Below are 23,499 nucleotides of genomic sequence, written 5' to 3' on the forward strand. Positions count from 1 at the left end.
CCCGCCTGACAAGTATCGTCTGACTGCCTTGAGTTTGAATTGCTCATCGTACTTCGTCATGAAAAACACCCCAAAGATTGGATTGATGTCCAACTTTTGGGGTGCAGTTCACGGGCGGCCTTTTTTTGCATACGTGGCGTCTTGCGTCGTGATGCTGGTCGCTGCGCGCTTGCGGCGAGGCGTGGGCGGTGTTACCTGAAGCGCGCAGCGGATGGCTTGGGCCAGGAGGGCCGCCCGGCCGTCCGAAGGCCGGGCAGCCCCCTTGGGAGGCAGCTAGCTCATGCAGTGAGCGCGGCGTGGGGGCGTTTGTACGCTACACAATCAATTTCTACTTTCGCATCCACCATCAGCGGCGACTGCACGCAGGCGCGGGCGGGGGGATTGTTGCCGAAGTATTCCTTGAAGACCTTGTTGAACGAGGGGAAGTCGCGGGCGTCGTCGAGCCAGACGCCGCAGCGCACGACGTGTTCGGGGCCGTAGCCGGCTTCCTTGAGGATGGCGAGGACCTGCTGGATGGCCTTGTGGGACTGGGCGACGGTGCCGCCTTCGATGACTTCGCCGTTTTCCATCGGGACCTGGCCCGAGACGTAGAGCCAGCCGTCGGCGGCGACGGCGCGGGCGAAGGGCATGTGGGAGCCGCCTTGGCCGGTGCCACCGGCGACGCCGTAGCGGGTGATGCCGTTGTTGTCGGGAGTGGGGGTGGTGCTGCTCATGTCAGGGCTCCTGGAGGGCGGGGGTGGAGGCGGCGAAGCTGGCGCGCAGGTCGCCGTTGCGGGGCAGCCAGCGGCCGGCGCGGTCGCCGGTGGGTTGGCCGTGGCGGTAGGACAGGACGCCGTTGACCCAGACGGCCTCGATGCCGGCGGCGGTCTGGACGGGGGCGGCGAAGGTGGCGCGGTCGATGACGGTGGCGGGGTCGAACAGCACCAGGTCGGCGTGAAAGCCTTCGCGCACCAGGCCGCGTTCGGCCAGGCCGAAGCGGGCGGCGGACAGGCCGGTCATCTTGTGAACGGCTTCGGGCAGCGGGAACAGGCCGACGTCGCGGCTGTAGTGGCCCAGCACGCGCGGGAAGGCGCCCCACAGGCGCGGATGCGGCATGGGGTCGTTGGGCAGGCCGTCGGAGCCGACCATGGTGAGCCGGTTCGACAGCACGCGGCGCACGTCGTCCTCGTGCATGTTGTGGTAGACGGCGCCAGCCGGTTGCAGGCGTTTCGCCGCTTCCAGCAGCGTCACGTTCCAGTCGGCGGCGATGGCGGACAGTTTGCGGCGGGCCTGTTCCGGGTGCGGCACGGACCAGGTGATGTCGATGTCGAATTCGTCGGTGACCTGCTTGAGGTCGAGCGTGGACGAGCTGGCCGAGTACGGATAGCAGTCGCAGCCCACGTGCTGCATGCGGCCGGCGTTCTCCAGTTTGAACAGCACTTCCTTGGTGCGGCCCCAGTTGCCGGCGCCGGCGCATTTCAGGTGCGACACCACCACCGGCACGCGGGCGTGCAGGGCGATGTCGAAGGCTTCCTGCATGGCTTCCAGGATGGCGGCGAATTCCGAGCGCAGGTGGGTGGTGTAGAGCGCGCCGAATTCGTCCAGGACTTCGGCCAGCAGCTTGACCTCGGCGGTGTCGGCCTCGATCGCCGAGCCGTAGGCCAGGCCGGTGCTCAGGCCGATGGCGCCGTGGGCCAGGGCTTCGCGCAACTGCTCGCGCATGGCCATCACTTCGTCGCGCGTGGCGCTGCGGTCGAGGCGGTCCATGTGGTTGTTGCGCAGGGCGGTGTGGCCGACCAGCGCGGCGACGTTCACGGCGGGCTGCGCGGCCTCGATGGCGCGGGTGTAGTCGGCGAAGGTCGGGTAGGCGAAGTCGTCGCGTTGGCCCAGCAGGTTCATCGGGTCGGGCGGCTCGCCACGCAGCGAGACGGGCGAGGCGCTGATGCCGCAGTTGCCCACCACCACGGTGGTCACACCCTGCGACAGCTTGGGCAGCATGCCGGGCGTGCGGATGACGTTGGTGTCGTCGTGGGTGTGGACGTCGATGAAGCCGGGCGCGAGCGCCAGGCCGGCGCCGTTGATGATCTGCCCCGCCGGCTGGCCGGACAGGTCGCCGATGGCCGCGATGCGGCCGCCGGAGATCGCGACGTCGGCGGTGTATTCGGCGCCGCCCGAGCCGTCGAGCACGCGGACATTGCCGATGAGGGTGTCGTACATCTTGGTTTCCAAATTCAATCGCCCAACGGCAGCCGGTTGGGGCCGCCGCGGTGCTCGTCCAGCGCCAGCTTGATGCGGCGCAGGCGTTCGCGGTTTTCTTCCTGGTTCAGCATGGCCAGCTCGGTCGACAGCAGGTCGATCGCCAGCATCATGGCGTAGCGCGAGGCCGAGGGCTTGTAGATGAAGTCGGTTTCGTCGGTGCGGATCGGCAGCACCACGTCGGCCAGCTTGGCCAGTTCCGAGGTGGCGTCGGTGACGGCGACGATGCGGGCGCGGTACTGCTTGACGATGCGCGCCGCACCGACGATTTCGGGCGTCAGGCCGGAGGCCGACAGGATCACCACGGCGTCGCGCTCGTCGAGCGTGGCGGCCACCATGCGCAGCAGCACGGCGTCGCTGTACACCGCGATCGGGTAGCCCAGTCGCACCAGGCGCGACTGCACTTCCTGCGCCAGCACGGCCGAGGCGCCGCCCATGCCGAACACGTAGACCATGCGGGCGCCGTCGACGATGGCGGCGGCGGCCTCGAACAGCGGCTCGGTGAAGGTCGGCAGGTGGGCGCGCAGGGTGCTTTCGATGTCGGCATAGATGCGCGCGTAGAACGTGCTTTCCTCGGCCGGCGTGCTCTGGTCCAGGAAGCGGCTGCCCACGGTGCTGGCCTGGGCCAGCTTCATCTTCAGGTCGCGCGTGTCGTCGCAGCCGACGGTGCGGGCGAAGCGCGAGATGGTGGCGATGCTGACGCCGGCCTTGGCCGCCAGCTGGTCCACGGTGGCGCTGGCGCTCCAGATGATGTTGTCCAGGATGGCGTCGGCGACCTTGCGCTCGGTCACGCTCAGGTCGTCCCGGCGGCTGCGGATCTGGAAGACGATGTCGCGGATGATGTTCATGTGGTGTTCCTGGGTCGGGGCGGGCGAGGCGCTACGCGGCCAGTTCGGCGTCGCCGAGGCGCGAACAGGCCGCGAAGTGGCCCGGTCCGACGTTGACGTCGCGCGCCTCGGTCGTGGCGCAGGCATCGATGGCGTGCGGGCAGCGGGTGCGGAAGACGCAACCCGATGGCGGGTTGACCGGGCTGGGAATGTCGCCCTTGAGCAGGATACGCGAACGCGGCGCGCGCGGATCCGGCACCGGCGCGGCCGACAGCAGCGCGCGGGTATAGGGATGGCGCGGCCGCGCGTAGACCTCGCTGGTCGGGCCGCGTTCCATGACGCGGCCCAGGTACATCACCACCACCTCGTCGCACAGGTAGTCGACCACGGCCAGGTCGTGCGCCACGAACAGCATGGTCAGGCCCAGGTCGCGCTGCAGGTCCTGCAGCAGGTTCAGCACCTGCGCCTGCACCGACACGTCCAGCGCCGAGACCGGTTCGTCGGCCACGATGAAGTCGGGCTCGACCGCCAGGGCGCGGGCGATGCCGATGCGCTGGCGCTGGCCGCCCGAGAACTCGTGCGGATAACGGCGGCTGTGATCGGCGTTCAGGCCGACGCGTTCGAGCAGTTCGCCGATGCGGGCCGCGCGGCGGTGCTGCGCGAGTCGATGGGTGTCGAGCGCTTCGCCCAGGATCTCGGCCACCGTCATGCGCGGGTTGAGGCTGGCGTAGGGGTCCTGGAACACGATCTGCATGCGGCGGCGCCACGGCAGCATTTCATTCTCGGACAGTTTGGTGATGTCCTGGCCGTCGAACAGCAGGCGGCCGGCGGTGGGCGCGAACAGGCGCAGCAGGGCGCGGCCGGTGGTGGTCTTGCCGGAACCGGACTCGCCCACCAGACCGACGATGGTGTTGCGCGGCACGTCGAAGCTGACGCCGTCCACCGCCCGCACCACCGGCGCGTTGCGCGCCTGCGAGGTGGGGAAGTGGACCTTCAGGTCCTCGATGCGCACCAGCGGTTCGGCGGCGCGCGCGGGTTGGGGGCTTGCGGTCATAGCGGGGTCACCTTGATGCAGCGGGCGCGGTGCTGGTCCTGCACCGCCACCAGTTCGGGCACGTCGCGACGGCAGTTGTCGTCGGCCAGCGCGCAGCGCGGCGCGAAGGTGCAGCCGGCCGGCAGCGACAGCACGCTCGGCACGTTGCCCGGGATGGCGCGCAGGCGCTCGCCCGAGGCCAGCAGCGCGGCGGTCGGCAGACAGGACAGCAGGCCTCGCGTGTATGGATGGGTGGGCTTTTCGAACAGGTCGTAGACGCCGGCGTCCTCGACCACGCGGCCGGCGTACATCACCGCCACGCGATGCGCGATCTCGGCCACCACGCCCAGGTTGTGGGTGATGAACAGGATGCTCATGTTCATCTCGGCCTGCAGTCGGCGCAGCAGGTCCAGGATCTGGGCCTGCACCGTCACGTCTAGCGCGGTGGTCGGCTCGTCGGCGATCAGCACGGCCGGGTTGCAGGCCAGCGCCAGGGCGATCATGACGCGCTGGCGCATGCCGCCGGACATCTGGTGCGGGTATTCGTTGACGCGCCGGTCGGCCGCCGGGATCTCGACGCGGTCGAGCATGTCGCGGGCGCGCTTCATGGCCGCCGCGCGCGATCCGCCTTCGTGCTGCAGCACGGCTTCGGCGATCTGGTCGCCCACCGTGTACAGCGGATTCAGGCTCGTCATCGGCTCCTGGAAGATCATGGCGATCTCGGCGCCGCGGATGCGGCGCAGCGTGGCCGGCGAGGCGTGGGCCAGGTCGTGCTCCTGCCCGCGGCGGTCGCGGAAGCGGATCTGGCCCGCCTCGATGCGGCCGGCCGGCTTGGGCAGCAGGCCCATGATGGACAGGCTGGTGACGGATTTGCCGGAGCCGGATTCGCCGACGATGGCCAGCGTTTCGCCGCGGGCCAGGTCGAAGGTGACGCCGTCCACCGATTTGGCGATGCCGTCGCGGCTGTGGAACCAGGTTTTCAGGCCTTCCACCGACAGCACGACGTCGCGGGTGCTTGCGGTCATGATTACAGCTCCTTGCGCAGGCGCGGGTCGAGCACGTCGCGCAGGCCGTCGCCGACCAGTTGCAGCGACAGCACCGACAGGACAATGGCGATGCCGGGGAAGATCATGATCCAGTCGGCCGAGCCCATGTACTGCTGGCCGGCGTTGATCATGGTGCCCCAGGTGGGAATGTCGGGCGAGACGCCCACGCCCAGGAACGACAGGCCGGCTTCGGCCAGGATCGCGTAGGCGAAGATGAAGGTGCCTTGCACCAGAATGGGCGACAGCAGGTTGCGCAGCACGTGCACCGTGACGATGCGCCAGGTCGACACGCCCAGCGCGCGGGCGGCCTCGACGAACGGCAGTTCGCGGATCACTAGCGTCGAGGCGCGCACGATGCGGGCCAGGCGCGGCGTGTAGACGATGCCCAGCGCGATCACCACGTTCACCAGCGACGGCCCCAGCGCGGCCACCAGCGAGATCGCCAGCAGGATGTCGGGAAACGCCATCATGGCGTCGATCAGGCGCGACACGAACTTGTCGGCCGAGCGGAAGAAGCCGGCGATCAGGCCCAGCGCGATGCCCAGCACGCTGGACAGAATCACCACCGAGAAGCCCACCATCAGCGACAGGCGGCCGCCGTAGATGACGCGGCTGAACACGTCGCGGCCAAAGTCGTCGGTGCCGAACCAGTGCGCGGCGCCAGGCGCCTTGAGGCGGTTCATGATGGACAGCTTGAACGGGTCGTAGGGGCTGACCCACGGCGCCAGCAGCGCCGCGGCCACCAGCACGATCAGCACGATCAGGCTGATCAGCACGGTCTTGCGCGCCACCAGCAGGCGCAACACCTGCCAGCGGTCCGTGCCGGCGTTAACGGTAGTCGGATTAGTCATTTCGGTCGTTTCGTTCGCAACACTTCCAAGCGGGGCCACCGCGGAGCCGGCTCTGCCGGGCCGCCCGTGGCGCGCCCTTGATGGGGAGGCGCCGAAGGCGCGTCGGGGATGGGTTCATCATCAGTAGCGGACGCGCGGATCGACCAGCAGGTACAGCAGATCGATGAACAGGTTGATGAGCACGTAGATGGCCGCGATGATCAGCAACGCGCCCTGGATGACGGGATAGTCGCGCCGCAGCACGGCCGACACCACCAGGCTGCCCACGCCGGGCAGGCCGAACACGGTCTCGGTGACCACGGCGCCGCTGATGAGCAGGGCGGTGGTCAGGCCCAGCACCGTCAGGATCGGGATCAGCGCATTGCGCACGGCGTGCTTGAGGATCACGCGGCTTTCCGGCAGGCCCTTGGCGCGCGCGGTGCGGACGTAGTCGTCGCGCAGCACGTCCAGCATGCTGGCGCGGATGAAGCGGGTGATCAGCGCCGAGTTCACCAGCCCCAGCACCACCGCCGGCAGCACCAGGTGCGACAGGCGCGTCGCGAACGAGGCGTCCGGGCCGCCGTAACCCGACACCGGCAGCCAGCCCAGCTTGACCGAGAACACCTGCATCAGCAGCAGGCCGAGCCAGAAGCTCGGCACGCTGGAGGTGAACATCGAAAACGACAGCACCGACTGGTCCAGCGCGGTGCCGCGCTTGACCGCCGACAGGATGCCGACCGGCAATGCGATCAGCGTGGCGATGCACAGCGACATCAGCGTCAGCAGCAGGGTCGGTTCGGCGCGGTCGGCCAAGGCCGCCAGCACCGGCTTGTTCATGAAGATGGATTGGCCCAGGTCGCCCTGGACCAGCTTGCCCAGCCACGACACATACTGCACCGCCAGCGGCTGGTCGAGCCCCAACTGGTGCTCCAGCGCGGCGATGTCGGCCTGGCTGGCCTGGGGGCCGAGCATCACGGCGGCCGGGTTGCCGGGCGTGACGCGGATGATGACGAACACGATGGTCGCGACGATGAACATCACGGCCACCAGCCCGACCAGCCGGTTCAAGAGATAACGCAACACAGTGGCATCCTAAAGATCGGCGCGCCGACGCGGGCGCTGTGGTTCAGGCGGGGCGGGCCCTGCGGCCCGGCCCCGCGGCGCGGCTTACTTCGGCGCCTTCCAGGCGTTCCAGAAGAACGGCCACGGCGCCGGCTTGACGCCTTGCAGCGACGGCGAACGGGCCGCCTGCGCATTGAAGTCGCCGACCTTCACGAACGGCACTTCGTCATACACGGCCTGCTGGACGTCGGCCCAGCGCTTGACGCGTTCTTCCTGGGTGCGGGCCTGGTTGAAGGCATCCATCACCTGCGCGCGGCGCGGCGTGTCCCACCAGCCCGGCGCGTCCTTGGACGGGAAGTCGATCAACGCGGGTTCGGGCAGGAACACGCTATGGGTGATGAAGATGTCCCACACGGCCGGGTCCTGGCGGCGCTGCGTCAGCGTGGCCCAGTCGACCACCTGCATGTCGACGGTGAAACCGGCGGCCTTGAGGTATTCCGCGGCCACCAGCGCCATCTTGTAGTGGAACTCGTACTGCTGGCTGGTCAGGATGCGGATCTTCTTGTCGGCCACGTTGGCGCTGTCCAGCAGCTTCTTGGCCGCGGCGGCGTCGCCCTTGTTGTAGACCTTGCCGCCCAGCGACGTGGCCCACGGGTAGCCTTCCGGATACAGGTCGCCGTTGAGCTTGTAGAAGTCCTTGTTGCCGAACGCGGCGAACAGCATGTCCTCTTCGTTCAGCGCCAATTGCACGGCCTGGCGCACCGCCAGATTGGACATGATGCCCTGCTTGGTGTTGAGCACCAGGCGCGGCCAGCCGAAGGGCTTGAGCATGATCGGGTCGGAGCGGCCGCCCTTGAGCTTGTCCAGCGCTTCCACCGGCAGCGAGTCGACGTAGTCGAACTGGCCCGCGGCGGCGGCTTCGGAACGGGTGTTGGCGTTGGCGACCGGCACGAAGCGGATCTCGTCCAGGTATTGCTTGCGGGCGCCGCCGTAGCCGTCGGGCTCGCCTTCGCGCTGCTTGTAGCCCTCGAAGCGGGTCAGCTGGATGTACTGGTCCGGCACGCGCGCCTTGAGCTGGTAGGGGCCGGTGCCGACGATCTCGGTCAGCACCGGGGCGATCTTGCCCTTGGGCATGATCACGGCGGCGGCGTTGTTCATGGCCAGCAGCGCGGTCAGCGGCGCATACGGCTGCTTGAGCGTGATGCGGATGGTGTTGGCGTCGGGCGCCTCGATGTTGGCGATGACCTTGGCGGCCATCTTGCCGCGCGTGGCGGTCTCGGTCCAGCGCTTGAGCGAGGCCAGCACGTCCGACGAATCCATCTTGGAGCCGTCATGGAAGGTGATGCCCTGGCGCAGCGCGATGGTGTAGACCAGGCCGTCCGGCGTCACCTCGGGCATCTTGTCGGCCAGCAGCGGCGTCAGGTTCCACTTGGCGTCGAAGGTGTACAGCGTTTCGAAGAAGTGCTGCGTCAGGATGCCGACCAGGTCGGCGGTGCTGCTCATCGGGTCGAGCGTGGGCGGCTCGCCGATGGTGGCGACGGAAATCGTGCCTCCCTTGACCGGCGTGGCACAGAGGGCGGGGGACGACAATGCGGTCAAGCCAATTGCGCCGGCCACGAGCAGGCTTTTCAGCCCACCGCCTTGCCGGGAGGTACGGAAGTTCATGATTCTCTCTCCAGAGGGTCAAAAACAGGTTGTCGCGTGATTCAGTGAAAGGCCGGTAAGGCGCCGGATGCCCGAGTTCGTTCTTGCCCCCCGGGCGCGGGGCTTGTCGGTAGCGCAACGGAGCGCGCGGCCGCGCCGCGCGCAAAGGCTCAGAAAAAGGTGTCCGCGACGTCGATGACGCGGTACTGCTCGTCCACCAGCAGCACCTGGCGCCACTTGTCGAACGTCAGGCAGGGGTGGGAGATGTCGAAGGCGATCATGTCGCCAACCCGGATGTCGTCGTTCTCGCCGATCTGCATGAACGCGTGCTGGTCCATCATGGCGGTGAGCTTCCATTGGGACGGCGCGGCGCCAGGCGCGCTTTGCCCGGGGCGGAAATGCAGCGAAGGCGTCGGCAGGCCGGCGTCGAAGGCGGCGTCGCGCTTGCCCATGGCCACGATGGCGCGGCCAGGCTCGGGCAGTGACTGTACGTAGGCCCAGACCTGCAGCGCGGGTTGCAGTCCCGGCTCCATCTTGTGGGCGACGGGATTGTTGGCATTGATGCGCTCGGCGGCCGAGCGGTAGACGCCGACGTCGTGCGACAGGTAGCAGCCGGGACGCAGCACGATCTCCAGCGGCGCGCCGATGTCCAGCTGCGAGAATTCCTCGGCCACCACGTCGAACCAGGCCGAGCCGGCGCCGGAGATCAGGGCGGGGCCGTGCTTGCGCAGGCGGCCAGCGGTCGCCAGGCCGCGCAGCGCGTCGGTGGCGCGGCGCAGGAAGGCGCGGATCGCGCTTTCCTCCTGCAGCACGCCTTCATAGACTTCGATGCCGGCCAGCGCCAGGCCGGGCCAGCGGCCGATTTCCTCGACCACGGCCTGCAATTGCGCGTCATCGCGCACGCCGGTGCGCCCGCCCGTCGGGCCCAGTTCGATCAGGACCGGCAGCACCAGGCTCTGCTCGCCGAAGTAGCGGCCCAGCTGGGCGGCGTTGGCGGCCGAGTCGACGATACAGAAATAGGTGAACGCCGGATCGCGCAGCAGCTTGGCGATCAGCGCCATGTTGGCGCGGCCGACCAACTGGTTGGCCATCAGCACCCGGCGGATGCCGTGGTTGTAGGCCGCCACCACCTGCGGCGCCGTGGCCAGGGTTATGCCCCAGGCGCCGTTGTCGATCTGGCGCTGGAACAGCGCCGGGCTCATGGTGGTCTTGCCGTGCGGCGCCAGCTTGACGCTGTAGGCTTCCATGAAGCGCTGCATCCATTGCAGGTTGTGGCGCACGCGGGCCTCGTACAGCACCGCCACCGGCAGGCTGACGTCCTCGGCCAGCAGGTTCCAGTGCAGCGCCGCCACGTCGGCGTTGGTACAGGAGGCGGGAAACGCGCCCAGGCCCTTGCCGTTGACGTCCAGGGGGGCTGCGGTGATCGAGGATTGGGGCATGGCGGGGCGCTCGTGGCTGGAAAATATTTACGTCAAATCCGTTTTTTTTCATTATCGTGAAAGAAATTTACAAGCGGGAGTTGGGAGTTACCCGTAGTCGGCGCCGGTCGTGGCGGCCGCCAGGCGATTCGGCAGGCGGCTGCCGTCTCGCGGCCATTGGCGCGACAATAGGACACCCGCGGCGCTGCCTGTTTGCCGCCCTCACACAAGGAAGATTCATGCTGAAAGTCGCTTTGGGCCAGTTCGCCGTCAGCCGCGTCTGGGAAGAAAACGCCCAGGTGTGCGTCGATCTCATGGCGCGCGCGCGGGATGGCGGGGCCGGCCTGCTGGTGCTGCCCGAGGGCATCCTGGCGCGTGACATCACCGATCCGCAAATCGTGCTGAAGGCCGCCCAGCCGCTGGACGGCCCCTTCATGACGCGGCTGCTCGAGGCCAGCCGCGGCTCCTCGCTGGCCACCATGATGTGCGTGCACGTGCCGACCGGCGACGGCCGGGTCTGGAACACCCTGGTGACGCTGCAGGACGGCCGCATCGTGTCGCAGTACCGCAAGCTGCATCTGTACGACGCCTTCACCATGAAGGAATCCACCAACGTCACGCCCGGCAACGACATTCCGCCGCTGCTGGAGATCGGTGGGCTGAAGGTCGGCCTCATGACCTGCTACGACGTGCGCTTCCCGGAACTGGCCCGGCGCCTGGCGCTGGACGGCGCCGACCTGCTGGCGCTGCCAGCGGCCTGGGTGCGCGGCCCGTTGAAGGAAAAGCACTGGGAAGTGCTGGTGACGGCGCGCGCGCTGGAAAACACCTGCTACGTCGCCGCCACCGGCGAGTGCGGCGAACGCAATATCGGCTGCAGCATGGTGGTGGATCCGCTGGGCGTGGTCACGGCGCAGGCCGGCGAGGCGCCGGCGCTGGTGTTCGCCGATATCGATCCCGAGCGCCTGGCGCACGCCCGCAAGGTGCTGCCGGTGCTGGCCAACCGCCGTTTCGGGACGCCGGAACTGGCCTGAAGCAGCGGTTTTGCGCGGGTCCGCCGGGCAGGGCGCCGCGCGCCGTTTCCCGGCCGGGCGGCCCGGGGCGCGGGGCGGCCGGACATGTTGTAATACTGGCTTGATTTCCTTGCCGTCTTCCCTCATCTGCTGCCAATGAGCAACGATCTCTTCGCGGCCGATCCCGCCCATCGGCCTTACGTGCCCCTGGCTGAACGCCTGCGCCCGCGCACGCTGGCCGACGTCGTCGGCCAGTCGCACCTGCTGGGGCCGGACAAGCCGCTGCGCGTGGCGTTCGAGTCGGGCCGTCCGCATTCCATGATCTTCTGGGGCCCGCCGGGCGTCGGCAAGACCACGCTGGCGCGGCTCATGGCCGACGGCTTCGACGCCCAGTTCATCGCCATTTCCGCCGTGCTGGGCGGAGTCAAGGACATCCGCGACGCTGTCACCGTGGCGCAGGTGGCGCAGGGCCAGGGCCGCCGCACCATTCTGTTCGTGGACGAGGTGCACCGTTTCAACAAGGCGCAGCAGGACGCGTTCCTGCCCTACGTTGAAAGCGGGTTGTTCACCTTCATCGGCGCGACCACCGAGAACCCCTCGTTCGAGGTCAACTCGGCGCTGCTGTCGCGCGCCCGCGTCTATGTGCTGCAGTCGCTCACGCCTGAAGAGTTGCAGCAACTGGTCGACCGCGCCATCACCGCGTTCAACGACGGCCACGACGAGGGCGCGCGCATCCACATCGATGCCGATGCGCGCGAACAGCTGGCGGCCTGGGCCGACGGCGACGCGCGCCGGCTGATCAGCGCGGTCGAGGTGGTGGCCGAATCGGCCCAGGCCGCCGGCCGCGACACGGTCGACGCGGCCTGGCTGGAGATCTCGCTGTCGCAGAACCTGCGGCGCTTCGACAAGGGCGGCGACGCCTTCTATGACCAGATCAGCGCGCTGCACAAATCGGTGCGCGGCTCCAACCCCGACGCCGCGCTGTACTGGTTCTGCCGCATGATCGACGGCGGCGCCGATCCCAAATACCTGTCGCGCCGGCTGGTGCGCATGGCGGTCGAGGACATCGGCCTGGCCGACCCGCGCGCCACCGACCTGGCGGTCAACGGCGCCGACATCTATGAACGGCTGGGTTCGCCCGAGGGCGAGCTGGCGCTGGCCCAGGCGGTGGTCTACATGGCCTGCGCGGCCAAGTCCAACGCCGTCTACAACGCCTACAACCAGGCGCGCAAGTTCGCCGCCGAGCACGGCAGCGCGCCGGTCCCGATCCACCTGCGCAACGCGCCCACCAAGCTGATGAAGCAGCTGGGGCACGGCAAGGCCTACCGCTACGCCCACGACGAGCCGCATGGCTACGCCGCGGACGAGCAATATTTCCCCGATGGGCTCAAGCCTTCCTTCTACCGGCCGACCGATCGCGGCCTGGAGGCTAAAATCCAGCAGAAGTTGGCATTCCTGCGCGAGCTGGACGCGCAGGAACGCGCCAAGAAACGGTAACGGGCGCCGCCCGTTGCTTCCCGCAATCTCACCGACATCACCATGCTAGACCCGATACTGCTGCGCAAAGACCTGCAAACCGTCGTAGACCGCCTCAAGAGCCGTGGCGTGTCCTTCGACACGGAACGGTTCAACGAGCTGGAGTCTCGCCGCAAGGCGGTCCAGACCGAAACCGAATCCCTGCAAGCCCGCCGCAACGCGCTGGCCAAGCAGATCGGTCAGCTCAAGGCCAAGGGCGAGGACGCCAGCGCTGTCATGGCCGAATCGCAGGCCGTGCCCGAGCGCCTGAAGCAGCTGGAAGAAGAGCTGGCCGCCCTGCAGCAGCCGCTCAACGAGTTGCTCATGTCGGTGCCGAACCTGCCCCACGCCAGCGTGCCGCTGGGCGAATCCGCCGACGACAACGTCGAAGTGCGCCGCTGGCTGCCGGCCGCCGCGGGCGCCGATGGCAACCCGCCCGCGCTGCCGTTCGAACCCCGCGACCACGTCGCGCTGGGCGAACCCCTGGGCCTGGATTTCGACACCGCCGCCAAGCTGTCGGGCGCGCGCTTCTCGTTCATGCGCGGCCCCATTGCCCGCCTGCACCGCGCGCTGGCGCAGTTCATGCTCGACCTGCAGACCGGCACGCACGGCTACACCGAGTGCTACACCCCGTACATCGTCAATGCCTCGACGCTGTACGGCACCGGCCAGCTGCCCAAGTTCAAGGACGACATGTTTGCCGTGTCCAAGGGCGGCGGCGACGACGATCCCAAGGTCGACGAGCACGGCAAGCCGTTCGTGCGCGAAGACCAGTACCTGATCTCCACCTCGGAAATCACCCTGACCAGCGTGGTGCGCGACACCATCCAGGCGGCCGCCGACCTGCCGCTCAAGCTCACCGCCCACACGCCGTGCTTCCGTTCCGAAGCCGGCAGCGGCGGCCGCGACACGCGCGGCATGATCCGCCAGCACCAGTTCGACAAGGTTGAAATGGTGCAGGTCACGCAGCCCGACCAGTCCTACGAAGCGCTGGAGGACATGGTCGGCCACGCCGAGCGCGTGCTCCAGCTGCTGGGGCTGCCGTACCGCGTGATGCTGCTGTGTACCGGCGACATGGGCTTTGGCTCGGCCAAGACCTACGATCTGGAAGTCTGGCTGCCGGCGCAGAACACCTGGCGCGAGATTTCGTCGGTGTCCAACTGCGAAACGTTCCAGGCCCGCCGCATGCAGGCGCGTTTCCGCAACGCGCAGGGCAAGCCGGAATACGTGCATACCCTGAATGGCTCCGGCCTGGCCGTGGGCCGTGCCCTGGTGGCGGTGCTGGAAAACCACCAGCAGGCCGACGGCAGCATCCTGGTTCCGCAGGCGCTGCAACCTTACATGGGCGGCCTGACAGTATTGCAGCCCTGACGCCCGGCTGAGCGACCCTGCATAAAAAACGGAGCCCGCGGGCTCCGTTTTTTATTGCCGCTCGGCGTGGGCACGCCACTTGCTGAGTGATGCAAGTCGGCCACATGGTGGATGGGGCGGAAAACGCGGCCTATTTATGATCGAGACATATTCTTGTCGTCTCGATGGATTATGTTGACGACGCCAGTACTTGATTTTGATGTGAGCAATTGTGTATTTTCAATAAAAGGGCCGGATAGTTCGGCACAATACACCTGCGTTCTACACGCTTCATTCACATAAATAACAAGGAGTTGTCCATGACTTCAAGAATGATTGGAGATTTTCGTGTGAGATGCTCTGTGGCTCAAGATGACGAGCAGGGCTACCGTGTGCAGATATGGACCCGCCGGGTAGGCGGAACCGCGCCGGAAAAATGCTGGACGGTGCCCGGACAGGCGCCGTTCAACAGCTTGCACGAAGCGGAACAGGAAAGCCGGCAATTGTTTGAAGAAATAAACGGCGTTCGTTTCAACGGTGAACCGGAGTTTGCACATGCGTCCGCATAATGGTTGGTGGCGGGCGTCGAGTGCTCCGCGTCGTTGGATCGATCTTGTTCAGGAAGCGCCGCGTTGGGCCGCAGGCAAGCCCGTCACGGTGCCGCAGCAGCCGCCCGCCGTCACGGCGGGCAAACCCGTCCAGGCCCCTGTCGCCTGACGTGCCTTCCCTGGGGTACCGGAAATTACCCTGTGGAAAAAAGGCCACTCGCAAGAGTGGCCTTTGTATTTATTGCGGTGGGCTGGGAGCCCGGCGGCATCAACGGTGCCAGCCGCCGCGGCCGTGATAGTAGCCGCGATCGGGGCCGCGCCAGTGGCCATGCGGACCCCAGTAGCCGCCGCCGCGGATGTAGACCGGGGCCGGATAGACCACCGGGGGCGCCACGTAGACGGGCGCCGGACGGTAGTAGACGGGGGGCGGGGGGGCGTAGACCGGGGCCGGCGCCACATAGACGGGCGCGGGCGCGGCGTAGACCGGCGCCGGGTATACCACCCCGGGCACGCCGATCGAGATGCCGACATCCACCCGGGCCAGGGCGACGCTGGAGATCAGCAGACCCGCGGCACCTGCCCCTGCGATGAGCCATTTTTTCATTTTGCACCTGCCTGCTGCGTGACGCAGCAAAGTTGAGTATTCGTTGAGCCTATTTTCGGTCTTTTCGGATCGCCAGGGGTAAGCGGGTGGCGCTCAATAGCGACAATCCGCAACGGCGGCGGGGCGGGGCACGTGTCCCATGCTGCGTCGCGGCAAGGCGGCTTCACTCTGGTAAACCCGCGCCTGAAATCGACTGAAATAAGGTGGAATGAGGTGAAGCGGGGGCGGCGAGTTACAGGCAGTCACGATCCTGGGGCCGGATTTCCCCTGACAGCAACACCGGTGCGCCAGCGCCAGTCGGTTGGCGGCCTGGCGCGGACCGGCAGGGCCGGCGGGCGCCTAGGCCTGTTCCGGCTGCTGGCAGCGGAATTCGACCACCCACACCCAGGGGTTGGCGGCCCAGGCGTGCGCGCCATAGCGTTCGCACCAGGTCAGGGCAAAGGCCGTCTGCAGGGGAACGCCGGGCAACAGCGCCGACGATTGGTAAAGCGCCTGGGTCCCTTCGGCGCGCGCGTCGGCGTCCGACAGTTTCTGCAGGCGCTGGATGCGCACGCCCACGATTACGGCGGTGGCGAAGGGCTTGCCGGACTCGTCTTCGAGGGTGATGCTTTCGCCCGATCTGCCATAGGGGCAGGTGACCCAGGGCGAGGTTTTCCGAAATTCGGTCGCGCCTTCGCGGGCCGGGCCCATGGCCACCCATTTACCGGAATCCGCCGCATCGGCATACCAGGCGGTCGTCAGCTTGGTGGGCTGCGGTTTGACGATGCGCCGGGTTTGCACCTTATAACCATCCAGGATGGCTTGCTTGAGCGGCTCGCTGAATTGGAGTGCTTGCCTTTTCATACTGTGTTGTTCCCCTCGCGCTCGCCGTGTTGGGCACCCGAAGTGCCACGGCCGAGTCGACGCGTGCCAACATATGGCGGGTTGTCCAAACCTCGCATGAAACAGTATGACGCGTCGCCATCGTCATGTCAGGCAAAGGGTTACTAGTGTGTCTTTTTGAATACGCCCCGGGGTTGTTTGTATACTCGGTACATGAATACTGACCTGCACGATCTCAAGCCCGGTTACTACTGGTACACCATGGCCAACGACCCGCTGGCCGTCATCCATATCCATGACGACGGCGGCGCCACGTTGATGGGCACCGACTATCGCCTCGGCGCCGAAGGCGTGGCGGACATGATCCGCCAGGGCCAGCGCTTCTTCTGGATCGAACCGCCGCAACAGGCCTGATCCGGCACTGCCGCCCGGCGCGGGCGGGCGAGGCCGAGGACCTACCCATGACCGATATGTTGTTAAACGACGTTCGACTGCCCGATGGCGCGGCGGTCGACGTCGCGATATCCCGCGGCCATATCGAACGCGTCGGGCCGAATCTGCAGGCGCCGGCCAATGTGGCGCGGGAGGCGGGCGCCGGCTTGTTGCTGCTGCCCGGTCTGGTCGAAGGGCACACGCACCTGGACAAGTCCACCTGGGGATCCCCCTGGTATGTGAATCAGGTGGGGCCAGCGTTGACCGACCGCATCGACAACGAGCGGGCCTGGCGCGCCGCCAGCGGCCATGACGCCGCCAGCGGCCATGACGCCGCCAGCCACTCGCGCGCGTTGGCGTTGGCCTTCCTGCGCGAAGGCACGACGCGCATCCGCAGCCACGTCGACGTCGATACCGATGCCGGGCTGCGTCATCTGGAGGGCGTGCACGCCACGCGCGAGGCGCTGGCCGGCCTGATCGAGATCCAGACCGTGGCGTTTCCGCAGTCTGGGTTGCTGGGGCGGCCAGGCACGGCCGGGCTGTTGGACGAAGCCCTGGCGCAGGGCGCGGATGTGCTGGGCGGGCTGGATCCCTGCGCCATCGATCGCGATCCGGCGCAATCGCTCGACGTGCTGTTCGGCCTGGCCGACAAGCACGGCAAACCCCTCGACATTCACCTGCATGAGCCGGGCGACCTGGGCGCGTTTTCGCTCGACCTGATCCTGGACCGGGTGCAGGCGCTGGACATGCGCGGCCGCGTCGTCATCAGCCACGCCTTCTGCCTGGGCGGCGTGGATGCCAAGCGGCTGGACGGCCTGCTCAAGCGCCTGGCCGCGCTGGACGTGGCGCTGCTGACCACCGCGCCGCCGTCGCGGCCGGTGCCTGCGCTGCGCGCCTGTCGCGAGGCCGGCGTGACGCTGTTCGGCGGCAATGACGGCATTCGCGATACCTGGACCCCCTACGGCAGCCCGGACATGCTGGCGCGCGCCATGATGATCGGCTTGCGCAACGACCTGCGCCGCGACGACGAGATCGGCTGGGCTTTCGACTGTGTCAGCGAGGCCGCGGCGCGAGCCTGTGGCTTCGCGGACTACGGGCTGGCACCCGGCGCCCGCGCCGACCTGGTGCTGGTGGCGGCCAGCGGCGTGGCCGAAGCCGTGGCGCAGCGCGCGCCGCGTCGCCTGGTGATCTCGGGCGGCAAGGTGGTGGCGCGCAACGGCCAGCTGCGGGCCGACCTGGCGGCATAAGGCGCGGCGGCCGGTGGCCGCATGCATGCCGCGCGGGCCGGTCAGCGCTCCGCCGCCGCCTGGCGTTCCGCCATCTCCACGAACACCCGCATCAATTCCGAGCGCACGCCCGAGCGCGGCCAGATCGCGCCGACGCTGCGCGCCGGACAGGGGCCCGGCAGCGGCCAGCGCTTGACTGGGGCGGATGCGCCCGTGGTGGCCCAGTCCGGCAATAGCGCCACCCCCAATCCTTCCGACACCAGCTTGGCGATCGAGTCGATGCCGTCCAGCTCGAAGCGCACGTGTGGCCGCAGGTCGCGGGCGCGCAGGTAGTCGTCGGCCATGCGGCCGCCCACCACGCTGCGGTCGTAGCGGATATAGGGCTCGCGCGCGATCACCGCCAGCGGGTCGCGCACCGCCATGTCGACCGGCGTCACCAGCACCAGCGGTTCGCGCCGCAGGTCGCGCCAGACGCAGGACTTGGGCAGCGCGAACAGCGGATGCACCAGCAGCGCGCCATCCAGTTCGCCGGCCAGCACCTTGCTGTAGAGCAGGGTGGTGGGCGCCGGTTCGATGTAGATCTCGATGTGGGGATAACGCGCCGCCCAGGTGCGCAGCACCGGCGGCATGATGCCGGTGAGCGCGGTGGGCGTGGCGCCCAGGCGCAAGGGGCCGGCCGGCAGGTCGGACTCGGTGGCGGCCGAACGCAGGTCGCGCAGGTCGCGCAGCACGTTGCGGGCGCGCTCCAGGATGCGGGTGCCGGCGGCGGTGGGCTTGACGGTGCGGCCCGAGCGGGCGATCAGCGCGCTGCCCATGTCCGCTTCCAGCGCGCGCAGGCGCTGCTGCACGGTGGCCGGCGTCAGCCCCTGGTGGCGCGCGGCCTGCGCGATGGAGCCCAGTTCCACCACGTGCACATAGGTCTGCAGGAATCTCGAATCCATCGGCGGGCGCTCATAGAAGATGTTTTTTTCATATTCTAAAGATGGATGAAGATAATTGTTTGTTTCTTTGATGGCGGCAAGAATTCGCTTGAGCGTTGCGCCGGCGCAAGGCGCGCCGGCAGCGCAACCCGCACTATTCCCGTTATCAGGAGCCAGCCGTGCCCATCATTGAATCCATCGACGTTTGCGCCGCCGCGGTGCCCTTGGACAAGGTCACCTCGTTTTCGAACCGCACCGTCTCCACCCGCCATTACGGACTGGTCAAGGTCCGCAGCGCCGATGGCGTCGAAGGCATCGGTTTCTGCTATGTCGGCAGCGCTGGCGGCGCGATCTTCGAGGCCGCCGTGCAGAGCCTGCTGGCGCCGGTGCTGCTGGGCAAGGACTCGCACGCGGTCGAAGGGCTGTGGCAGGCGATGTACCAGGAAGCGTTGCTGCAGGGGCGCCAGGGCACGGTGATGCGCGCGCTCAGCGCGCTCGACATCGCGCTGTGGGACCTGAACGCCAAGACGGCGGGGCTGCCGCTGCACAAGTTCCTGGGCGCGGTCGAGCTGGAGTCGGTGCCGGCCTACGCCAGCGGCGGTTACTACCTGGACGGCAAGACGCCGCGGCACCTGGGCGAGGAAATGGCCAGCTACGTGGCCAAGGGCTTTGGCGCCGTCAAGATGAAGACCGGGCGCCTGTCGCCGCGCGAGGAAGAGGCGCGGCTGAAGGCGGCGCGCGAGGCCGTCGGGCCGGACGTCGAGCTGATGATGGACTGCAATAACGCCTGGCAGGACGTGACCCAGGCCATGCAGTACATCCGCCGCTTCGAGCAGTACGAGCCGTACTTCATCGAGGAGCCGTTCGGCCCCGATGACATCGACAGCCACGCCAAGCTGGCGCGCCTGACGCACCTGCCCATCGCCACCGCCGAGATCGGCTATGGCCGCTGGTATCACAAGGAGCTGCTGGACAAGGGCGCGGCCGGCATCCTGCAGACCGACGCCGCGGTGTGCGGCGGCATCACCGAATGGAAGCGCATTGCCGCCACCGCCGCCAGCTACGGCGTGGTGGTGTGCCCGCACTGGTTCCACGACGTGCACGCGCCGCTGGTGGCCGCCACGCCCAATGCGCGCTATGTTGAATTTTTCTGGGACGACCAGGTCCTGAATTTCCGCAAGCTGGTGGACCGCCAACTGACCCACAAGCAGGGCCGCGTGGTGCTGCACCAGGAGCCGGGGCTGGGATTCGGTTTCGATGAACGCATGGTCGAGCGCTACGGCAAGTGGACCCGCGTCGGCCGCTGACAGGAGAGTTTTCATGAGCACACGCGCCGCTGACCGGCCGCAAGGCGTCTATTCCCCGGTCCTCACGCCCTTCAACGCGGACCTGTCGCCCAGCGCGCCGCGCTTCGTCGGGCATTGCCGCGCCCTGCTGGAACAGGGCGCCGGGCTGGCGATCTTCGGCACCAACTCCGAGGCCAATTCGCTCAGCGTGGCGGAAAAGCGCCATCTGCTGGATGCGTTGCTGGACGCCGGCCTGCCGGCCGCGCGCATGATGCCGGGCACCGGCGCCTGCGCGCTGCCCGATGCGGTCGAGCTGACCCGTCACGCGGTCGAGGCCGGCTGCGGCGGGGTGCTCATGCTGCCGCCGTTCTACTACAAGGGCGTCAGCGACGAGGGCCTGTTCCGCGCCTTCGCGCACGTGATCGAGCGGGTCGCCGACGAGCGCCTGCGCATCTACCTGTATCACATCCCGCCGGTGTCGGGCGTGCCGATCAGCCTGGGCCTGATCGACCGGCTGCTGGGCGAATTTCCCGGCATCGTCGCCGGCATCAAGGACAGTTCCGGCGACTGGAACAACACCGCGGCCATGCTGCGCGACTTCCAGCCGCGCGGCTTCGACGTGTTCGCCGGCACCGAAACGGTGTTGCTGGAAACCATGCGGGCCGGCGGCGCGGGCTGCATCACCGCCACCGGCAACGTCAATGCCGGTCCGATCGTCGCGCTGTACCGGTCGTGGCGCGAGGCCGGCGCCGAGGACCGGCAGCGCGCCTTGAACGAGACCCGCGCCATCTTCCAGTCGTACCCGATGATCCCGGCCATGAAAGCCGCGATCGCGCAGCGGCGCAACGATCCGGTGTGGGCCACGGTCCGGCCCCCGCTGGTGGAGCTGGACGCCGCGCAGTCGGCGGAACTGGCCCAGCGGCTGGCGGCCCCCGCGGCCTGACCGCGTCAGCAGGACCCGCAGGACGCCGCGGCCCAGCCGGCCGCGGCGGGCAAGGCTTACCAACAGTCGCCGGGCATGGATCCGGCGCGCGAGGAGACAACCATGCAACGTAGGGAATTTATTACCGGCGCCGCGGCGCTGGGGGCGGCGCTCGTCCTGCCGTCGGCCAGGGCGCAGCAACCGCTGCCGCCGGGCCCGGTCAAGATCGTGGTGGGATTTCCGGCGGGCGGCGGCACCGATGTGCTGGCGCGCCTGCTGGGCCAGAAGCTGGGCGTGATGTGGGGCATTCCGGTGATCGTCGAGAACCGCGCCGGCGCGGCCGGCATCATCGCCGCCGAGCAGGTGGCGCGCCAGCCGCCCGATGGCAACACGTTGCTGATGGCGCACGTCAACAGCCACGGCATCGCGCCCGGCCTGCAGCCCAGGCTGGCCTATTCGGCCGAGCGCGATTTCTCGCCCATCGCGCTGGTGGGCAAGACGCCGACGTTGCTGATCGGCGGCGCGGCGCAGCCGGCCAAGACCCTGCCCGAGCTGGTGGCGCTGTGCCGCGCGCAGCCCGGCAAGATCATCTTCGGCTCGGCCGGCAGCGGGTCGGCGCAGCACCTGGCGCTGGAGATCTTCAAGGCCCGCGCCGGCATCGACGTGCTGCACGTGCCCTACAAGGGCTCGGCGCCGCTGATGAACGACCTGCTGGGCGGCCACGTGCAGTATTGCTTCGAGGGCATGACCACGGCCACGCCGCTGATCCAGTCCGGCAAGGTGCTGGCGCTGGCGCAGACGCTGCGGCAGCGTTCCAGGAGCCAGCCCGATGTGCCGACCGTGGCCGAGCAAGGCTACCCGGGGTTCGAGGCCAGCATCTGGTTCGGCATGGTGGGGCCGGCGAAAATGCCCGCCGACATGGTCGCGCGCATGAACCAGGACATCGACCGCGTCCTGGCCATGGCCGACGTGCAGGAAAAGCTGGCGCAGGTCGGCGCGGAAGACGGCGGCGGCAGTGTGCAGCGCTTCGCCGACTTCATGCGCGACGAGCAGCGCAAGTACGCCAAGACCATCCAGGACGCGAAGATCGTGGCCGAGGGGTAGGGACAGGACTTGCGGCAAGAAGGCAAAGAAAAAGGCCAATCCCGGGGGATTGGCCTTTTTTGAATACTGGCGGAGAGGGTGGGATTCGAACCCACGGTACGGGGATACCGTACGCCTGATTTCGAGTCAGGTACATTCGACCACTCTGCCACCTCTCCGTGGCTGGATTCCGCAACGGTGAAATTCCAGTGGCCGGTATCAGGGCGAACCCATCAGCGGTTCCTGGTTTCCCACGATCAGATTCCTGGTCGGAAGAATCTGCGTTGTCGGAGCAGCGAAGCCCGCAATTCTACAGCAAAAAAAACTTTTGTGTAAAGCCTTTCGCTGTTGGGCGCTTCAGACGGTTTCCCCGGCTTCCCCCATGGGTAATCTTTGCGCAGAATCGGACTGTCTCGAACCGCACGCTTCGCGCCGATGAATCTGATCCTCATCCTGTTGCTGGCCGCCGTCCTGTGCGTGCCGCTGACCCAGCGGCTGGGGCTGGGCGCGATCCCGGGCTACCTGCTGGCCGGCGTGCTGGTGGGGCCGTCGTGCCTGAAGCTGGTGACCGACGTGGGCGACATGGTCAATGTGTCGCAGTGGGGCGTGGTGATGATGCTGTTCATCATCGGCCTGGAACTGGCGCCCCGGCGCCTGTGGGCCATGCGTCATGAGGTGTTCACCTTGGGGGCGTCGCAGATGCTGGCCTGCGGGCTGCTGCTGGGGCTGGTGTTCGGCGCCGCGCTGCGCCACCTGGCCGGCATGGGCTGGCAGGCGGCGGTGTTGTGCGGGCTGTCGCTGGCCCTGTCGTCCACCGCGGTGGCCATGCGGCTATTGGAGGAGCGCGGCCTGACGCGCACGCCGATGGGGCGCTCGGCGCTGGGGGTGCTGCTGTTCCAGGACATGGCGGCGATCCCGATGCTGGTGGCGGCAGGGCTGCTGGGCAGTGGCGCCGCATCCGAGCCGTCCTTCAAGGAGGCCTTGATCGCGGTGGCGGTGGTGGCGGTGGCCTACCGGTTGCGGCTGCTGGGCTGGGCCGCCAAGGCGCAGTTGAAGGAGTTGTTCACGGCGGCGGCGCTGCTGATGGTGATCGGCACCGCCCAGCTGTTCAACTACGCCGGCCTGTCAGCCGGCCTGGGCGGTTTCCTGGTGGGGGTGCTGATGGCCGAGTCGCGCTATCGCGACGAACTGGAAAACGCCATCGAGCCGTTCAAGGGCCTGCTGCTGGGCCTGTTCTTCGTCGCGATCGGCATGTCCGTGAACCTGCACGTGGTGGCGGATCACTGGGCTTTCATCCTGGCGGGCGTGACGGCGCTGCTGCTGGTCAAGGCGCTGGTGCTGTATGGCTTCGCGCGGTTCCTGGGCCTGCCGCGCTATCACCGCCTGCTGTTCGCCATGGTGCTGGCGCAGGGCGGCGAATTCAGCTTCGCCATTTTCAACGAAGCCTGGAGCAACCGCCTGATGGACCTGGATCAGCGCGACGTGCTGGCGGTGGTGGTGGCGGTGTCGATGGGCGTGGTGCCGATTCTGATCAAGCTGCTCGAGCGCGTGCCGGAGCGCCTGGGGGGCATGGCGGACCTGCCGGCGCCGGCGCCCGCCGAGACGGCGCAGGACCGGCCGGATTCCGCGCTGCCGCCAGGCCAGGCGGAGCCATCGGATTCCCCATCGCCGCGTCCTTGACCCCGC

General features: G+C 67.9%; 23 protein-coding genes and 1 tRNA gene. 11 read left to right on the forward strand and 13 right to left on the reverse strand.

Annotated features, from left to right (window positions below; translation table 11 throughout):
• On the forward strand, positions 1-199 hold a 199-nt coding region (locus tag HV742_RS32045), incomplete at its 5' end, for a hypothetical protein (protein WP_217482361.1).
• 79 nt (positions 200-278) lie between these two features.
• Here the strand turns inward: HV742_RS32045 and HV742_RS00005 are convergent.
• From HV742_RS00005 to HV742_RS00045, 9 genes are all read right to left on the reverse strand, one after another.
• On the reverse strand, positions 279-713 hold the full coding sequence (locus HV742_RS00005; protein ID WP_006389083.1) for a RidA family protein: 435 nt from the start codon (positions 711-713) through the stop codon (positions 279-281).
• Position 714: 1 nt separating this feature from the next.
• Positions 715-2,196 carry an N-acyl-D-amino-acid deacylase family protein gene (locus tag HV742_RS00010; protein ID WP_175144244.1) on the reverse strand — a complete coding sequence of 494 codons (1,482 nt, stop codon included), beginning with the start codon at positions 2,194-2,196 and terminating at the stop codon, positions 715-717.
• A gap of 14 nt (positions 2,197-2,210) precedes the next feature.
• Positions 2,211-3,083 (reverse strand): MurR/RpiR family transcriptional regulator, encoded by an 873-nt coding sequence (locus HV742_RS00015; RefSeq protein ID WP_049071791.1) that lies wholly within the window; start codon positions 3,081-3,083, stop codon positions 2,211-2,213.
• Between the two features lie 31 nt (positions 3,084-3,114).
• Complete coding sequence (locus HV742_RS00020; RefSeq protein ID WP_175144245.1) at positions 3,115-4,116, reverse strand: ABC transporter ATP-binding protein; 1,002 nt, start codon at positions 4,114-4,116, stop codon at positions 3,115-3,117.
• Complete coding sequence (locus HV742_RS00025) at positions 4,113-5,120, reverse strand: ABC transporter ATP-binding protein (RefSeq protein ID WP_049071794.1); 1,008 nt, start codon at positions 5,118-5,120, stop codon at positions 4,113-4,115. Before HV742_RS00025 ends, HV742_RS00020 begins: the two co-directional genes overlap by 4 nt.
• 2 nt (positions 5,121-5,122) lie before the next feature.
• Positions 5,123-5,992, reverse strand: coding sequence for an ABC transporter permease (locus HV742_RS00030; RefSeq protein ID WP_068951623.1), 870 nt, complete (start codon positions 5,990-5,992; stop codon positions 5,123-5,125).
• 120 nt (positions 5,993-6,112) lie between these two features.
• Entirely contained in the window at positions 6,113-7,054 is a 942-nt protein-coding gene (locus HV742_RS00035) for an ABC transporter permease (RefSeq protein WP_049071797.1), read from the reverse strand.
• An 84-nt stretch (positions 7,055-7,138) separates the two neighbouring features.
• The gene (locus HV742_RS00040) at positions 7,139-8,698 is read right to left on the reverse strand and encodes an ABC transporter substrate-binding protein (protein ID WP_063581524.1); all 1,560 of its coding nucleotides are present in this window, start codon (positions 8,696-8,698) and stop codon (positions 7,139-7,141) included.
• Positions 8,699-8,847: 149 nt separating this feature from the next.
• Positions 8,848-10,116: an amino acid deaminase gene (locus tag HV742_RS00045; RefSeq protein ID WP_175144246.1), complete on the reverse strand. Its 1,269-nt coding sequence runs from the start codon at positions 10,114-10,116 to the stop codon at positions 8,848-8,850.
• 218 nt (positions 10,117-10,334) lie between these two features.
• Here HV742_RS00045 and HV742_RS00050 point away from each other — a divergent pair, with 218 nt between their 5' ends.
• From HV742_RS00050 to HV742_RS00065, 4 genes are all read left to right on the forward strand, one after another.
• On the forward strand, positions 10,335-11,126 hold the full coding sequence (locus HV742_RS00050) for a deaminated glutathione amidase (protein WP_081273456.1): 792 nt from the start codon (positions 10,335-10,337) through the stop codon (positions 11,124-11,126).
• Between the two features lie 135 nt (positions 11,127-11,261).
• A complete protein-coding gene (locus HV742_RS00055) occupies positions 11,262-12,602 on the forward strand; it encodes a replication-associated recombination protein A (RefSeq protein WP_054417538.1) in 1,341 nt (446 codons plus the stop codon).
• A gap of 42 nt (positions 12,603-12,644) precedes the next feature.
• Positions 12,645-13,991 carry a serine--tRNA ligase gene (gene serS, locus HV742_RS00060; RefSeq protein ID WP_049071801.1) on the forward strand — a complete coding sequence of 449 codons (1,347 nt, stop codon included), beginning with the start codon at positions 12,645-12,647 and terminating at the stop codon, positions 13,989-13,991.
• Between the two features lie 299 nt (positions 13,992-14,290).
• Positions 14,291-14,539, forward strand: coding sequence for a hypothetical protein (locus tag HV742_RS00065; protein ID WP_080977324.1), 249 nt, complete (start codon positions 14,291-14,293; stop codon positions 14,537-14,539).
• 247 nt (positions 14,540-14,786) lie between these two features.
• On the opposite strand, the gene HV742_RS00070 is transcribed toward HV742_RS00065, so the two are convergent.
• On the reverse strand, positions 14,787-15,122 hold the full coding sequence (locus tag HV742_RS00070; protein ID WP_049071802.1) for a virulence factor: 336 nt from the start codon (positions 15,120-15,122) through the stop codon (positions 14,787-14,789).
• Between the two features lie 339 nt (positions 15,123-15,461).
• Positions 15,462-15,965, reverse strand: coding sequence for an ASCH domain-containing protein (locus tag HV742_RS00075; RefSeq protein WP_175144247.1), 504 nt, complete (start codon positions 15,963-15,965; stop codon positions 15,462-15,464).
• A 192-nt stretch (positions 15,966-16,157) separates the two neighbouring features.
• On the opposite strand from HV742_RS00075, the gene HV742_RS00080 reads away from it, so the two are divergent.
• Together HV742_RS00080 and HV742_RS00085 are read left to right on the forward strand one after the other, a co-directional pair.
• Positions 16,158-16,358 carry a hypothetical protein gene (locus tag HV742_RS00080; protein ID WP_049071804.1) on the forward strand — a complete coding sequence of 67 codons (201 nt, stop codon included), beginning with the start codon at positions 16,158-16,160 and terminating at the stop codon, positions 16,356-16,358.
• A gap of 47 nt (positions 16,359-16,405) precedes the next feature.
• Positions 16,406-17,623, forward strand: coding sequence for an amidohydrolase family protein (locus HV742_RS00085; RefSeq protein ID WP_175144248.1), 1,218 nt, complete (start codon positions 16,406-16,408; stop codon positions 17,621-17,623).
• A gap of 41 nt (positions 17,624-17,664) precedes the next feature.
• Here the strand turns inward: HV742_RS00085 and HV742_RS00090 are convergent, their stop codons facing one another.
• The gene (locus HV742_RS00090) at positions 17,665-18,543 is read right to left on the reverse strand and encodes a LysR family transcriptional regulator (protein WP_068951634.1); all 879 of its coding nucleotides are present in this window, start codon (positions 18,541-18,543) and stop codon (positions 17,665-17,667) included.
• Between the two features lie 158 nt (positions 18,544-18,701).
• Between HV742_RS00090 and HV742_RS00095 the strand changes: the two genes are divergently transcribed.
• The 3 genes from HV742_RS00095 to HV742_RS00105 all read left to right on the forward strand — a co-directional run bounded on the left by HV742_RS00095 (position 18,702) and on the right by HV742_RS00105 (position 21,834).
• Positions 18,702-19,829 (forward strand): mandelate racemase/muconate lactonizing enzyme family protein, encoded by a 1,128-nt coding sequence (locus tag HV742_RS00095; protein WP_063581537.1) that lies wholly within the window; start codon positions 18,702-18,704, stop codon positions 19,827-19,829.
• A gap of 13 nt (positions 19,830-19,842) precedes the next feature.
• Positions 19,843-20,751: a dihydrodipicolinate synthase family protein gene (locus HV742_RS00100; protein ID WP_175144249.1), complete on the forward strand. Its 909-nt coding sequence runs from the start codon at positions 19,843-19,845 to the stop codon at positions 20,749-20,751.
• A 102-nt stretch (positions 20,752-20,853) separates the two neighbouring features.
• Positions 20,854-21,834 (forward strand): Bug family tripartite tricarboxylate transporter substrate binding protein, encoded by a 981-nt coding sequence (locus HV742_RS00105; protein ID WP_054501699.1) that lies wholly within the window; start codon positions 20,854-20,856, stop codon positions 21,832-21,834.
• Positions 21,835-21,901: 67 nt separating this feature from the next.
• On the opposite strand, the gene HV742_RS00110 is transcribed toward HV742_RS00105, so the two are convergent.
• Positions 21,902-21,992 (reverse strand) — tRNA-Ser (locus HV742_RS00110).
• A gap of 256 nt (positions 21,993-22,248) precedes the next feature.
• On the opposite strand from HV742_RS00110, the gene HV742_RS00115 reads away from it, so the two are divergent.
• A complete protein-coding gene (locus HV742_RS00115; protein WP_238908029.1) occupies positions 22,249-23,493 on the forward strand; it encodes a cation:proton antiporter domain-containing protein in 1,245 nt (414 codons plus the stop codon).
• Positions 23,494-23,499 lie beyond the last annotated feature (6 nt).

The sequence above is a fragment of the Achromobacter ruhlandii genome, assembly GCF_902859695.1.
Taxonomy (GTDB): Bacteria; Pseudomonadota; Gammaproteobacteria; order Burkholderiales; family Burkholderiaceae_B; genus Achromobacter; species Achromobacter ruhlandii.